Annotated in this window: 10 protein-coding genes and 13 pseudogenes; 2 read left to right on the forward strand and 21 right to left on the reverse strand. The window is 72.0% G+C overall.

The features are described 5' to 3' along the window. Positions 1-9 precede the first annotated feature (9 nt). From FF86_RS45440 to FF86_RS64050, 14 genes and pseudogenes are all read right to left on the reverse strand, one after another. Positions 10-321, reverse strand: a pseudogene (locus FF86_RS45440) (cation transporter); the annotation flags it as partial. Between the two features lies 1 nt (position 322). After that, positions 323-379 (reverse strand): annotated as a pseudogene (locus FF86_RS45445) (hypothetical protein); the annotation flags it as partial. Position 380: 1 nt separating this feature from the next. After that, positions 381-975 (reverse strand): annotated as a pseudogene (locus FF86_RS45450) (cation diffusion facilitator family transporter); the annotation flags it as partial. A gap of 180 nt (positions 976-1,155) precedes the next feature. Beyond that, positions 1,156-1,648: ATP-binding cassette domain-containing protein (locus FF86_RS45455; protein WP_242418523.1), on the reverse strand; the 493-nt coding region annotated here is incomplete at its 5' end. A gap of 1 nt (position 1,649) precedes the next feature. Then, positions 1,650-1,861, reverse strand: a pseudogene (locus tag FF86_RS45460) (ATP-binding cassette domain-containing protein); the annotation flags it as partial. A gap of 1 nt (position 1,862) precedes the next feature. Next, positions 1,863-2,285: pseudogene (locus tag FF86_RS45465) on the reverse strand (ABC transporter ATP-binding protein); the annotation flags it as partial. A gap of 1 nt (position 2,286) precedes the next feature. Beyond that, a pseudogene (locus FF86_RS45470) lies at positions 2,287-2,723 on the reverse strand (ATP-binding cassette domain-containing protein); the annotation flags it as partial. A 233-nt stretch (positions 2,724-2,956) separates the two neighbouring features. Next, a complete protein-coding gene (locus tag FF86_RS10570; protein ID WP_044884772.1) occupies positions 2,957-3,802 on the reverse strand; it encodes a transglutaminase family protein in 846 nt (281 codons plus the stop codon). Next, positions 3,799-3,984 (reverse strand): hypothetical protein, encoded by a 186-nt coding sequence (locus FF86_RS33215; protein ID WP_128423287.1) that lies wholly within the window; start codon positions 3,982-3,984, stop codon positions 3,799-3,801. Before FF86_RS33215 ends, FF86_RS10570 begins: the two co-directional genes overlap by 4 nt. After that, a partial coding sequence (locus tag FF86_RS45475) for an alpha-E domain-containing protein (RefSeq protein ID WP_242418524.1) occupies positions 3,981-4,268 on the reverse strand: 288 nt, incomplete at its 5' end. The genes FF86_RS33215 and FF86_RS45475, both read right to left, overlap by 4 nt. Before the next feature lies 1 nt (position 4,269). Further along, positions 4,270-4,646 (reverse strand): annotated as a pseudogene (locus FF86_RS45480) (alpha-E domain-containing protein); the annotation flags it as partial. A 1-nt stretch (position 4,647) separates the two neighbouring features. Further along, a pseudogene (locus FF86_RS45485) lies at positions 4,648-4,928 on the reverse strand (alpha-E domain-containing protein); the annotation flags it as partial. Beyond that, positions 4,922-6,195 (reverse strand): circularly permuted type 2 ATP-grasp protein (locus FF86_RS10580; protein WP_242418525.1); only part of this gene is annotated, 1,274 nt, incomplete at its 5' end. The gene FF86_RS10580 and the pseudogene FF86_RS45485, both read right to left, overlap by 7 nt. A gap of 1 nt (position 6,196) precedes the next feature. Further along, positions 6,197-6,520, reverse strand: a pseudogene (locus FF86_RS64050) (circularly permuted type 2 ATP-grasp protein); the annotation flags it as partial. Between the two features lie 240 nt (positions 6,521-6,760). Between FF86_RS64050 and rfbB the strand changes: the two are divergent. Next, positions 6,761-7,765 carry a dTDP-glucose 4,6-dehydratase gene (gene rfbB, locus FF86_RS10585; RefSeq protein ID WP_044884712.1) on the forward strand — a complete coding sequence of 335 codons (1,005 nt, stop codon included), beginning with the start codon at positions 6,761-6,763 and terminating at the stop codon, positions 7,763-7,765. A gap of 122 nt (positions 7,766-7,887) precedes the next feature. Beyond that, on the forward strand, positions 7,888-8,805 hold the full coding sequence (locus tag FF86_RS10590; RefSeq protein ID WP_044884713.1) for a hypothetical protein: 918 nt from the start codon (positions 7,888-7,890) through the stop codon (positions 8,803-8,805). 46 nt (positions 8,806-8,851) lie between these two features. On the opposite strand, the gene FF86_RS45495 is transcribed toward FF86_RS10590, so the two are convergent. From FF86_RS45495 to FF86_RS65795, 7 genes and pseudogenes are all read right to left on the reverse strand, one after another. Next, on the reverse strand, positions 8,852-9,299 hold a 448-nt coding region (locus tag FF86_RS45495; RefSeq protein WP_242418526.1), incomplete at its 5' end, for a glycosyltransferase. A gap of 1 nt (position 9,300) precedes the next feature. Continuing rightward, positions 9,301-10,051 (reverse strand): annotated as a pseudogene (gene glgA / locus FF86_RS45500) (glycogen synthase); the annotation flags it as partial. Positions 10,052-10,158: 107 nt separating this feature from the next. Beyond that, complete coding sequence (glgC, locus tag FF86_RS10600) at positions 10,159-11,397, reverse strand: glucose-1-phosphate adenylyltransferase (protein ID WP_044884715.1); 1,239 nt, start codon at positions 11,395-11,397, stop codon at positions 10,159-10,161. A gap of 321 nt (positions 11,398-11,718) precedes the next feature. Further along, positions 11,719-12,015 (reverse strand): helix-turn-helix transcriptional regulator, encoded by a 297-nt coding sequence (locus FF86_RS10605; RefSeq protein WP_044884773.1) that lies wholly within the window; start codon positions 12,013-12,015, stop codon positions 11,719-11,721. A gap of 48 nt (positions 12,016-12,063) precedes the next feature. After that, a pseudogene (locus FF86_RS45505) lies at positions 12,064-12,283 on the reverse strand (type II toxin-antitoxin system RelE/ParE family toxin); the annotation flags it as partial. Positions 12,284-12,573: 290 nt separating this feature from the next. After that, positions 12,574-12,656: pseudogene (locus FF86_RS65790) on the reverse strand (transcriptional regulator); the annotation flags it as partial. A gap of 1 nt (position 12,657) precedes the next feature. Further along, a pseudogene (locus tag FF86_RS65795) lies at positions 12,658-12,738 on the reverse strand (helix-turn-helix domain-containing protein); the annotation flags it as partial. Between the last annotated feature and the right edge of the window lie 44 nt (positions 12,739-12,782).

Here is a 12,782-nt window from a genome sequence, read left to right on the forward strand (position 1 = left end):
GGCCGCGCGTCAGACGGCGGGCGCGGAGGTCGCCTCGGTGCCGCCCGCGGACGGTCGGGGCAGCGAGTCGCGGGGGATGTCCGGCTCCAGGAAGATTCGCATCGGGACCGTCAGGGACGCCCGCAGCGCCTCCTCGGCGCCGTCGATGGTCGCGGCGACCTCCCGCATCGTCGCCGTCGGCGCAATCCCGATCTTGGCGGCGACGAGCAGCTCGTCCGGGCCCAGGTGCAGGGTCCGCAGGTGGATGACCTTCGTCACCCCGGGCGCGGCGGCGAGCGTGCCGCGGATCGTCGCGACGGCCTGCGGGGTCGCCGCCTCCCCNACAAGCATGCCGTACGCCTCGGTCGCGACGAGCACGGCGACGACAAGCAGCAGGATGNCGATGGCCAGAGTGCCGGCCCCGTCCCAGATCGGATCGTCGAGCAGCAGGGTCAGCCCGACGCCAAGCAGGGCGAAGATCAGCCCCAGCTCGGCGGCCAGGTCCTCGAGCAGCACGATCGGCAGCTCCGGTGCGCGCGCCTCCCGGATGAACTGCCACCAGGAGCGGTCCCCCCGGGTCTTGCTCGACTCGCGGACCGCGGTGGACAGCGAGTACGACTCCAGCCCGACGGCGATCACCAGGATGACGATCGCGATGAGGCCGCTGTCCAGCTCATGCGGGTGGCGGAGTTTCTCGACGCCCTCGTAGACGGAGAACAGCCCGCCGACACTGAACAGCACGATGGCGACGAGGAAGGCGGCGATGTACCGCGCGCGGCCGTACCCGAAGGGATGCTCCTCGTCGGGCGGGCTGGCCGACTTGCGCTGGCCGAGCAGCAGCAGACCCTGGTTGCCGGAGTCGGCGACCGAGTGAATGGATTCGGCGAGCATCGACGACGACTGCGTGAGCAGGAACGCCACGAACTTCGTCACCGCGATGCCCAGGTTGGCGGCCAGCGCCGCCAGAACCGCCTTGGTGCCGCCCTGCGTACTCACAAAGACTCTCCACTTCGGGTCAGGCCGGTGTCCCCTCCGACCTGACGCCCCAGTCTGGCAAGTCCGCCCCGCCGGTCCTGCGGCGGGTACGGGCGCGCCCGGTGGCGCGAGCGTCTCGGTGTCGCGAGCGTCCCGGGGCGCGGGCGTCCCGACGGGGCGACGGACCGCCCCCGGCGGGCGTCACGCCAGGGTGATCAGCTCCATGAGATCGGGTGACCAGTTGTCCTCGACGCCGTCGGGCAGCATCAGCACCTTCTGCGGGTCGAGCGCCTCGACCGCACCCGGGTCGTGCGTGACGAGCACCACCGACCCCTTGTAGGTGCTCAGCGCGGCGAGCACCTCGTCCCGGGAGGCGGGGTCGAGGTTGTTCGTCGGCTCGTCGAGCAGCAGCACGTTCGCCGAGCTGCACACCAGTCCGGCCAACGCCAGGCGGGTCTTCTCGCCACCGGAGAGGGTCTGCGCGCGCTGCTCCACGGTGTCACCGCTGAACAGGAACGCGCCGAGGATGCGCCGCAGCTCCACGTCGGAGGTGCCCGGCGCGGCGGCCCGCATGTTGTCGAGCACGGAGCGGTCGGTGTCCAGCGTCTCGTGTTCCTGCGCGTAGTAGCCCAGCCGCAGGCCGTGCCCCGGATGCACCTCGCCGGTGTCCGGCCGCTCCTGCCCGGCGAGAATGNGCAGCAGCGTCGTCTTGCCGGCGCCGTTGAGCCCGAGGACGACCACCCGGGACCCGCGGTCGATCGCCAGGTCGACGTCGGTGAACACCTCCAGCGAACCGTAGGACTTCGACAGGCCGGTGGCGGTCAGCGGGGTGCGCCCGCAGGGTGCCGGGTCCGGGAAGCGCAGCTTCGCCACCCGGTCGGCGACGCGGACCTCGGCGAGGCCGGCGNCCAGCCGCTCGGCACGGCGGTCCATCTGGTGGGCGGCGCGGGCCTTGGTCGCCTTCGCCCGCATCTTGTCGGCCTGCGCCTTCAGTGAGTCGATCTTCTTCTCGGCGTTGGCGCGCTCCCGCTTGCGGCGCCGCTCGTCGAGCTCCCGCTGGCTGAGGTACGTCTTCCAGTTGACGTTGTAGACGTCGAGGGCGGCGCGGTTGGCGTCGAGGTGGAAGACCTTGTTGACGCACCGGTCGAGCAGGTCGACGTCGTGGCTGACGACGACGAGGCCGCCGTTGTGCGCGCGCAGGAAGTCGCGCAGCCAGACGATGGAGTCGGCGTCGAGGTGGTTCGTCGGCTCGTCGAGCAGCAGCGTCGCATCCGAGCTGCCGGACCCGGCGAACAGGATCCGGGCCAGCTCCACCCGGCGGCGCTGTCCGCNGGACAGCGTGCCGATGGGCTGGGCGAGCACCCGGTCGGCCAGGCCCAGCGACGAGCAGATCCGGGCCGCCTCCGCCTCGGCGGCGTACCCGCCGAGCGTGCCGAAGCGCTCCTCCAGACTGCCGTAGCGGCGGATCGCCGCGTCCCGGGCCTTCGCGTCGACCAGCTCGGCCATCTCGAGCTGCAGCTTCTCCATCTCGCGCAGCAGGACGTCGAGGCCGCGGGCCGACAGCACCCGGTCGCGGGCGGTGTCGGTCGGGTCGCCGGCGCGCGGATCCTGCGGCAGGTAGCCCAGCTCGCCGCGGACATCGACGCCACCGGCGAACGGAAGGCCCTCGCGCGCCAGCACCTTCAGCAGCGTCGTCTTACCCGCGCCGTTGCGCCCGACCAGACCGATCCGGTCGCCCTGCTGCACCCGGAAGGAGACGGGCTCGATCANGGTGCGGGCTCCGGCGCGCAGTTCGAGCTCGGACACGATGATCATTGAGGTTGGGCCTCTTTCGGGCTTCCTGGCGACGCCGTGGTGACGTCAGACGGCTACGGACGACGGTGGAAACGCCACCGGGGCGGGACATCATCCGATCACGACACGGCGATGCTCATGCCGTCCAGACTACGGTGCCGTCTTCGGGTGGCGACGCCCTCCGGTCGCGACGTCGCCGCCCGCGAGGTCAGGCCAGGCGCGTCACGGCGACGGTGACGCCGAGGGAGGTGGAGGTGCCGCCGGAGAAGACGCCGCGCACGGGCGGGACGTCGTTGTAGTCACGGCCGCGGGCGACGACCACGTGCTGCTCGCCGGCGGGGACCGCGTTGGTCGGGTCGAAGCCCCACCACTGGCCGAGCCAGCCCTCCACCCAGGCGTGCGACTGCCCCTCGACGGTCTCGCCGACCTCCGCGGCGGCGGAGGGGTGCTGGTAGCCGGAGACGTAGCGCGCCGGCATGCCCGCCGCCCGCATCAGGACCAGCGCGAGGTGGGCGAAGTCCTGGCAGACGCCCTCCCGGCGCCGCCACGCCTCCACCGCGGAGGTGTGCACGCCGGTGGTGCCGCGGCGGTAGGCGAGGCGTTCGCGCACCCAGTCGCCGACGGCGGGGATGAACTCCCGCGGCCCGTGGCGGGCGGCGAGGTCGCGGGCGGCGGCGGAGAGCTCGGGGTGCTCCGGGGTGGACGCCGACGGGCGCAGGTACTCGACGAACTCGTCCGCGACCGGGTCGGCGCCCAGCCGCTCCCAGGTGGGGACGTCGGTTGGGGGCTGCGGCGCCGCGGCGGTCTGCACGATCGACCGGCCCGTGACGACGAGCTCGGTGTGCGGGGTGTGCAGGTCGAACGCGGTGACCTGGGTGCCCCAGTAGTCCCAGTAGCGGTAGGTGGTCGCCGCCGGCTCGGTGCGGACCGTGGCCTCCAGCGTGAGCTGGGACGCGGCGGTCTGCGGGATGATCCTGACCTCGTTGTAGGAGGACAGCACGGGGCTGGCGTAGCGGTAGCCCGTCGAGTGCTCGATGCGGATCTGCCAGCTCACCAGGAGTCCCCTCGGATGGGTCGGGTGGGCCGGGTCGGGCCCACCGAGCGGGTCGGGCTCGCCGGCCGCCCCCGGCGCAGCGCCGGGGCCCGCCGCGTCCACCGGACCGCGGCGTCGCCCCGAGCCGGGTGGACCACCCGGGTGGGGCTGGCCGGGCGAGTCAGCCGCGACGGCCGGCTCATGCCGGCACCTCCATCGCCCAGGACCGCGGCGCCTCCCGGGCGAAGTAGCGAGCCGTCACCTCGCCGCTGACCGACGAGCAGGTGCTCTGCAGGGAGGCGAGCAGGTCCGGCATGTTCTCGACGAGTTCGGCGACGCTGTGGAACTCCAGCTCCGTGCGGGTCCGCCCGACCGTCCGCCGGGCGGCGTCGTCGACGGTGGACCGAGGCCGGCCGCGGCCGCCGTCGAGTTCGGCGAGGATGTCCTCGGCCAGCGCCAGCGACCAGTACACCGAGCGCGGGAACAGNCGGTCGAGCAGCAGGAACTCGGCGACCCGGGCGGCGTCGACGGCGCGCCGGTAGGTCCGCAGGTACGCCTCGTGCGCGCCGCAGGAGCGCAGCAGACTGATCCAGCTCTGCGAGTGCGGGTCGTCGCTGATGCTCGACGACAGCAGCCGGGAGGTCATGTCGACGCGTTCCAGGCTGCGGCCGAGCACCAGGAAGCGCCAGCCGTCGTCACGGGCGAGGGTGGCGTCGACCAGCCCGGCGAGCATCGCGGTGCGCTCGCGGACGTAGCGGAAGAACACGTGCGGGCCGAGGCGGCGGGCCAGCTCCTCGGTGTGCGGCAGGTCGTTCCAGGTGGCGTTGAGGCATTCCCAGACGTCGCTGGAGACGACCACGCGCGCNCTGCGGGCGTTCTCCCGGGCCGCCGAGAGCGCCCCGGTGATGCTGAACGGCCGCGCCGGGTCGTAGGCGAGGGTCTCGGTCACCGTGCGGGAGTCGACCTGCTGGTCGAACGTGGCGGGCTGGCCCATGACGGCGAGCAGCTCGCGGCCGGCGGAGCTCGCGTCGAGCCACGGGTCCTCCAGCACCCGGTGGACGTGGACGTCGAGGATGCGGGCGGTGGACTCGGCCCGCTCCACGTAGCGGCCGATCCAGAACAGCGACTCGGCGATCCGGCTCAGCATCCCCGGCTCCCCGCGGCGATCCCGGCCTGGTTCTGCTGCTGTTGTTGCTGCTGGTCGGAGGAGACCGGGCCGTGGTCCGGGCCGCTGGCGGGGCGGACGGCGGCACCGGGCGGGCGGGCCATCGGCAGCGCCGGTTCGCGCGGGTTGCGCTCGGCGGCGAGCACCCAGGTGTCCTTGGAGCCGCCGCCCTGACTGGAGTTGACGACCAGGCTGCCCCGCGGCAGCGCGACCCGGGTGAGCCCCCCGGGCAGCACCCACACCTTGTTGCCGTCGTTGACGGCGAACGGGCGCAGGTCCACGTGCCGGGGGCCGAGGCGGTCATCGGTCAGCGTCGGCGACGTCGAGAGCTTCACGACCCGCTGGGCGATCCAGCCGCGGGGGTCCTCGCTGACCCGCACCCGCAGCTCGGCGAGTTCGGCGTCGCTGGCCTGGGGCCCGATGACGATGCCCTTGCCGCCGGAGCCGTCGACCGGCTTGACGACGAGGGAGTCCAGGTGGTCAAGGACGTAGGCCCGCTGGTCGGGATCCTCCAGCCGGTAGGTGTCGACGTTCGGCAGGATCGGCTCCTCGCCGAGGTAGTACCGGATGAGCTCGGGGACGTAGGTGTACATCAGCTTGTCGTCGGCGACCCCGTTGCCGACCGCGTTGGCGATCGTCACGTGCCCGCCGCGGGCGGCGTTGACCAGGCCGGCGCAGCCGACCATCGACTCCGGCCGGAAGTGCAGCGGGTCGAGCCAGTCGTCGTCCACCCGGCGGTAGACGACGTGCACCGGCTGCTCGCCCTCGGTGGTCCGCATGGTGACCTTGTTGTCGCGCACCGACAGGTCGCGGCCCTCGACCAGCTCCACGCCCATCTGCCGGGCCAGCAGCGCGTGCTCGAAGTAGGCGGAGTTGTACACGCCCGGGGTGAGCACGACCACCGTCGGGTCGGCGACCTCCGGCGGCGCGGCGGCGCGCAGCGCGTGCAGCAGGTGGGTGGCGTAGTCGGCGACCGGCCGCACCCGGTGGGTGGCGAAGAGCTCCGGGAACACCCGGGTCATCGCCCGGCGGTTCTCGATCACGTAGCTGACCCCGGACGGCACCCGGACGTTGTCCTCCAGGACGCGGAAGCCGCCCTGCTCGTCGCGGATGAGGTCGATGCCGGACACGTGCGCCCGCACCCCGTTCGGCGGGTCGATGCCGTGCGCCGCGCGGTGGAAGTGGGCACTGGTCAGCACGAGCCGGCGTGGCACGATGCCGTCGGCGAGCACCTCGGCCGGCCCGTAGANGTCCGCCAGGAACGCCTCCAGCGCCTGGACACGCTGGGTGACGCCGCGTTCGATGACGTCCCACTCGTCGCCGGCGAGCAGCCGCGGCACGAGGTCCAGGGGAAACGGCCGCTCCTCACCGAAGAGGTTGAAGGTGATGCCCGCGTCCCGAAACGCCCGGTCCAGGGCGACCTTGCGGGCCGCGAGATCTGCGCTGCTGAGGGGTTGCAACGCGTCGTAGAGGGCGGCGTACACGTCCCGGGGGGTGTTCGACGCCTCGAACACCTCGTCCCAGGCCGCCGTGGCCGCCGCCTCTGCCGGATAACCCTCGAACAGGTCCGCCACAGCCCGGAGCGTAATTTGCGCGTGTTACCTCCGCGTGACGTCGCCGACCTGGACCGGGCTGGTCACCCTCACCGGATGGTGGGGTGGGGGCCCCGGCCCTCCCTGCCAACCCGGCGCGGACCGCCTCGACGCGCACCAGGCAGACTTGAACCCGCTTGGCCCGGGCCGCGAGACCATGGCCGCCGACCGCCCATCCCACCGCGTGCGCCGAAGCATGCGGGCCGACCGAAAGGCCGAACGATGTCGACGCTGCTGGTGACCGGAGCCGCCGGGTTCATCGGATCGAACTTCGTCCGCTACTGGCGCGAGCGGCACCCCGCGGACGCCGTCGTGGCGTTCGACGCCCTGACCTACGCGGGCTGCCGGGAGAACCTGGCCGACCTCGCCGAGCGCATCACCTTCGTCCACGGCGACATCCGCAACCGCGAGCTCGTCGAGTCCACGCTGCGCGAGCACTCGGTCGACGTGATCGTGAACTTCGCCGCGGAGTCGCACAACAGCCTGGCGATCATCCGGCCGGGAGACTTCTTCTCGACGAACGTGATGGGCACCCAGGCGCTGCTGGAGGCGGCCCGCACGGTCGGGATCGCCCGCTTCCACCAGATCTCCACCTGCGAGGTCTACGGCGACATGGACCTCAACGACCCGGGCGCCTTCACCGAGGACGCCCCCTACCTGCCGCGCACCCCGTACAACGCGGCGAAGGCCGGCAGCGACCACGCCGTGCGCGCCTACGGCTACACCTACGACCTGCCGGTCACGATCACCAACTGCTCGAACAACTACGGGCCGTACCAGTTCCCGGAGAAGGTCATCCCGCTGTTCGTGACCCGGGCGCTGCAGGGCGAGCAGCTCCCGCTGTACGCGTCGACGACGAACCGGCGCGAGTGGCTGCACGTGATGGACCACTGCCGGGCGATCGACGCCGTACTCGACCGCGGCCGCGTCGGCGAGACCTACCACGTGGGCTCCGGGGTCGAGGCCGACATCTCCACGATCGCCGACACCGTCCTCGCCGAGCTCGGCCTGCCCGCGTCACTGAAGACGATCGTGCCGGACCGGCCCTCCCACGACCGCCGCTACCTGCTGGACTCCACCAAGCTGCGCACGGAGCTCGGCTGGTCGCCACTGATCGACTTCAGCGAGGGGATGCGCTCCACCATCGCCTGGTACAAGGAGAACGAGTCCTGGTGGCGCCCGCTGCTGGGCCGCTCCCCGGTCACCGAGACCGCCTGGAAGAACTGACCACCCGCCACGAGTCGGCAGCGTTACTGCCAGCACACATACTGGCAGCGCACCTTACGGCGATGTGGTCGACAGTGACGCGACGCGCCAGATCTGTCACACCTTCCTGGCATGGTGGCGGCATGCCCACTTCCGCCCACGAGATACCGCTTGAGCTCCTCCGGCTCGACCCCGCCCTGCCCGACTGGGTCCAGACGGAGCTGCTCGGCGGTGAGGACGCGCCGGCGTTCGATCACGCCCGGTTGCATGACCCCCATGTGCGTCCGCAGACCTTTCTCGCCGACGCGATGGTGCTGTACTGCGACTCGGAGGACACCCCGGTACGGGGCACCGTCTACGAGGTTCAGCGCGGCCGTGACCCGCGCAAGCTGGGGTCGTGGAAGCTGTATGTCGGACATCTGGAGACCGAGTTCCGGGTGACGGCTTCGCTGGTGGTGTTCGTGCCGGATCCGGCGGTCGCCCGCTGGTACCGCGACCAGATCGCCGCGGACACCCACAGCGGGGCGCGGTTGTCTCCGCGGATGTTCACCGCCGACGATGTTCCGCTGCTCCCGGACGTCGAGCAGGCGACGGCGCGGCCGGCGTCCGCGCTGTTCGCGGCGACGTGCCATCTCGACGACGCCGACATCGACGTGATGTTCCCGGCACTGCTCGCGGCGCTGGACGCACTGGAACCCGAGAAGAAGATCTTTTACGATGATGTGACCGTGGGTCGGCTGCCCCAGGCGGCCCGCGACCGATGGGAGGCTTTCCTCATGACGACTGCCGTCGGACGGCGTTACCACTACGAACGCTACAACGAGATCGACGCACGCGGAGAGGCTCGCGGAGAAGCCCGTGGCGAGGCTCGCGGCGAGGCTCGCGGCGAGGCGAAGGCGGTACTGCTCGTGCTGGACAGCCGCGGGGTCCCCGTGCCCGAGGCGATTCGCCAGCGGATCCTGGAGTGCGTCGACATCGACCTGCTGGATCTGTGGCTACGGCGCGCAGCCACGGCGGACACCGTCGACGACGTCATCCGCGGCCACACCGGCCAGGCCTGAGGGATCCCGCCGGGCGGGCCGGTGCCCCGTGGCGTCGTTCGGCCAGCTAGCGGCTGGCCACGGAGTCGTACAGGGCCGCGGTGCGCTCGGCGACGGCCGCCCAGCCGAACTCGCCGACCGCCCGCTCCCGCCCAGCGCGGCCCATCGCCGCGGCCCGCGCCGGGTCGGCGAGCACGGTGTTGACGGCGTCGGCGAGCGCCTTCGGCTCGTCGGGCGGCACGAGCAGCCCGGTGACGCCGTCGTCGACGACCTCCGGGATGCCGCCGACGCGGGAGGCGACGACGGCGGTGCCGCAGGCCATCGCCTCCAGGTTGACGATGCCCAGCGGCTCGTACACCGACGGGCAGACGAACACGGTGGCGTGGCTGAGGAGCTGGATGACCTCGGGCTTGGTCAGCATCCCGTTCAGCCAGACGACGCCGCCGCGCTCGACGCGCAGCCCGTCGACCAGGGCGGTGGTCTCCGCGAGCAGCTCCGGGGTGTCCGGGGCGCCGNCACAGAGCACGAGCTGCGCCCGCGGGTCGATCGCCGACGCGGCGCGCAGCAGCACCGGCAGCCCCTTCTGCCGGGCGATCCGCCCCACGAAGATCACCGTGGGCCGCTCCGGGTCGACCCCGTGCCGTTCCAGCACGTCGGTTGCCGGGTCGGGCCGGTACTCGTCGGTGTCGATGCCGTTGCGGATCACGTGCACCCGCGCCGGGTCGACCGCCGGGTAGGCGTCGAGGATGTCGGCACGCATCCCGGCGCTCACCGCGACCACCGCCGCCGCGGACTCGATGGCGATCCGCTCGGACCACGACGACAGCCGGTAGCCGCCGCCGAGCTGCTCGGCCTTCCACGGCCGGCGCGGCTCCAGCGAGTGCGACGTCATCACGTGCGGGACGCCGCCGAGCAGGGCGGCGAGGTGGCCGCCGAGGTTGGTGTACCAGGTGTGGGAGTGGATCACGTCCGCGCCGACGGCCGCCGCGGCCATCGACAGGTCCATCGACAGGGTGCGCAGCACGTCGTCGGTGCCGGCGAGCGCCGCCCAGCTCGGGTGGGCGCGCACCGCGGCGACGCCCGGCCCGCCGGACGCCTCCACCACGGCCCGGTCGCCGCCGGCGGCCGCCTCCCGATGCCCGCCGGCCTCCCGGTGCACGGTGAGGTCGACCAGCCGGGCGAGCTCGCGGGCCAGGTACTCGACGTGCACACCCGCCCCGCCATAGACGTCCGGGGGAAACTCGCGGGTGAGCAGCGCGACGCGCATGGACTGTCTCTCCATCGACGGGTTGGTGGTGTTGCAGGGGCCGGTGGTGCTGGTGCGGTGGTGCTGGTGCGGTGGTGCGGGGGCGCGCCGGAGCGGGCGGCGGGGAGTCAGTCGGTGACGGTGACGCCCTTGCCGACCACGGTGATGCCGCGTTCGCTGACGGTGTAGCCGCGGGCGCGGTCGCGGTCCTTGTCGACGCCGACCTGAGCGCCCGGCGGGACGTGGACGTTCTTGTCGAGGATCGCGTCGCGGACGACGGCGCCGCGCCCGACGACGGCGTTGTCGAGGACGACCGCGCGGTCGACCTCGGCCCAGGAGTTGACCCGCACGCCTGGCGAGAGCACAGAGGAACGCACGGTGCCCCCGGAGACGATCACGCCGTTGCTGACGATGCTGTTGATCGCCATGCCGGTACGCCGCGGATCGTCGTGGACGAACTTGGCCGGCGGCAGCGACGGCACGCTGGTCAGGATCGGCCACTCGCGGTTGTACAGGTTGAACACCGGGTCGAGCGCGCACAGGTCCATCTGCGCGTCGAAGTAGGAGTCGAGCGTGCCGACGTCACGCCAGTAGCCGCGGTCCCGGTCGGTCGTGCCGGGCACGACGTTGTCGCTGAAGTCGTAGACGGCCGCGGCCCGCTGCGAGACGAGCATCGGGATGATGTCGCCGCCCATGTCGTGCGGGCTGTCCTCGTCGGCGGCGTCCTTCCGCAGCGCCTCGATGAGCACGTCGGTGGAGAAGACGTAGTTGCCCATGGACGCGAACGTCTCCTCGGGGCTGTCCGGCAGGCCGGGCGGGTCGGCGGGCTTCTCCAGGAACGCCTCGATGGTCCGACCGTCCCGGCCGGTCTGGATCACCCCGAACGACCGGCCGTCCGCGCGCGGCACCCGCAGCCCGGCGACGGTCACCCCGGCACCGGACTCGAGATGCTGGGCGACCATCTGCCGGGGATCCATCCGGTAGACGTGATCGGCGCCGAAGACGACGACGATGTCCGGATTGTCGTCGTGGACGAGGTTCAGCGACTGGTGGATCGCGTCGGCGCTGCCGGCGAACCACCGCGGGCCGAGGCGCTGCTGCGCCGGCACCGGGGTGACGTAGTTCCCCACCAGGTTGCTCATCCGCCACGTCGTGGTGATGTGCCGGTCGAGGCTGTGGCTCTTGTACTGAGTAAGCACGGCGATCCGCAGATAGCCGGCGTTCACGAGGTTGGACAACACGAAGTCGATCAGCCGGTACAACCCACCGAAGGGAACGGCGGGCTTGGCCCGGTCAGCCGTCAGCGGCGCCAGCCGCCGTCCGGCCCCCCCGGCCAGCACCAGGCCGAGGACCCGCGGGCTCGGCACAGACTTGCTCCCGTCTCATGGCGTGGTCTGCGGGGCGATCCGCGGGCCGATACGCCCTGTCCCCCAGCGGGTTTCCCACCAGACCCGAGGTCCCGACCGACACGCCGAGCCGCACCGAGCACGAAGGGAGATTCCGCTGAATGAGAGCCACTGCCGGGAAGGACCGATGACGCCGCCGATCGCCTGTTGCGACCCTACAAGCTGGGCCTGGAAGGCTCGGAACCGCCGCCGGACGACTGCCCCGAACGGGGTCGTCCCCGGCCTCGAACCGGCCCGGTCGGGCCACGCCGATCGACCGAGCCACGCGACCGCCCACGTCTCCTAAGCCGCGGGGCGAGGGATGACGCGGACGTCGAGGTCGGCATCGAGAGCCTCGGCGAGCCGTTCCAGCACCGGCAGTGTCGGTACGGTGCCACCGGCCTCGAACCGTGCCACCGCCGACTGCGTCATGCCCGCCGCAGCGGCCAGCTCGGCCTGGCTCCAGGCGCGCCGCTGGCGCAGCTCCCGCACCGACCGGCCCAGCTCGAACGCCAGCCTGGCCGACTGGTAAGCATCCCGCGCACCCAGCTCGCCCATCCGCCGTTCCCGCAGCTGCGCCCAGTCCGACCGTTCAGCCATCGCCGCCATCCCTCGCATCCTCGTCTGCCGTGTGCTCGGCGGCCAGGNACCGCGCCAGCGCACGCCTCGCTCGGGACACCCCGGCGGCCTCTCGCATCCGCGTCTTGGCGAACACCGTCAGCAGCACCATCCGCCTGCCCGACGCTATCCAGTAGGTCACCCGGACAGCCCGACCTTCCAGATGGAACCGCAGCTCCCGCAGCTTGCCGTCGAGCTGCCGTGTGTACGGCTCACCCAGCAACGGCCCCTGCGCAGCGAGCAGGTCCACCTAGAAGGCGGCCGTCGCAAACTGCGCGGTCGGCAACCGCTCCAGCCAGTCCCGGACCTCCGGTTCCAGCTCGACGGTACCCCAGTTCATAGCGTTGACGCTATATTCGATCGACGGCGATCCAGGCGGCAGGACCGAGGCAGGCACCACCCGGACCACGCACGCCATAGTCCGCCAGCGGGAAAGGTGGGATGCCCGCCCGGTTAAAAGCGGCCGGGGCGTCGGCCGCCCGGCCGTCAGCTCAGGACGACCCGGCGATCACCGAAGTCGGCGATGATCTCGACTTTCCNGCCGAGGGCTTCCACGTAGGCCCGGATGGTCGACAGCCCAGCACGATCGAGAGCTCCCCGCTCAAGATCGGACACAGGGGGCTNCCTGACGTGCATCCGCTCCGCGAGCTCGACCTGCGTGAGTCCCTGCTCCTCGCGGATCTCCCGCAGCCGGTAGGCACGCACCTCGGCATCGATCCGGGCCCGGTGCTCGGCAACCCTGTCCTCGC

The organism is Frankia sp. CpI1-P (assembly GCF_001421075.1).
In the GTDB taxonomy this organism is placed as follows: domain Bacteria; phylum Actinomycetota; class Actinomycetes; order Frankiales; family Frankiaceae; genus Frankia; species Frankia torreyi.

Excerpts from the sequence above, each read along its gene's own strand:
- FF86_RS10590 (WP_044884713.1), top strand. The coding sequence starts at position 7,888 with ATGCCCACTTCCGCCCACGAGATACCGCTTGAGCTCCTCCGGCTCGAC.
- rfbB (WP_044884712.1), top strand. The coding sequence starts at position 6,761 with ATGTCGACGCTGCTGGTGACCGGAGCCGCCGGGTTCATCGGATCGAAC.
- FF86_RS10605 (WP_044884773.1), bottom strand. The coding sequence starts at position 12,015 with ATGGCTGAACGGTCGGACTGGGCGCAGCTGCGGGAACGGCGGATGGGC.
- FF86_RS33215 (WP_128423287.1), bottom strand. The coding sequence starts at position 3,984 with ATGAGCCGGCCGTCGCGGCTGACTCGCCCGGCCAGCCCCACCCGGGTG.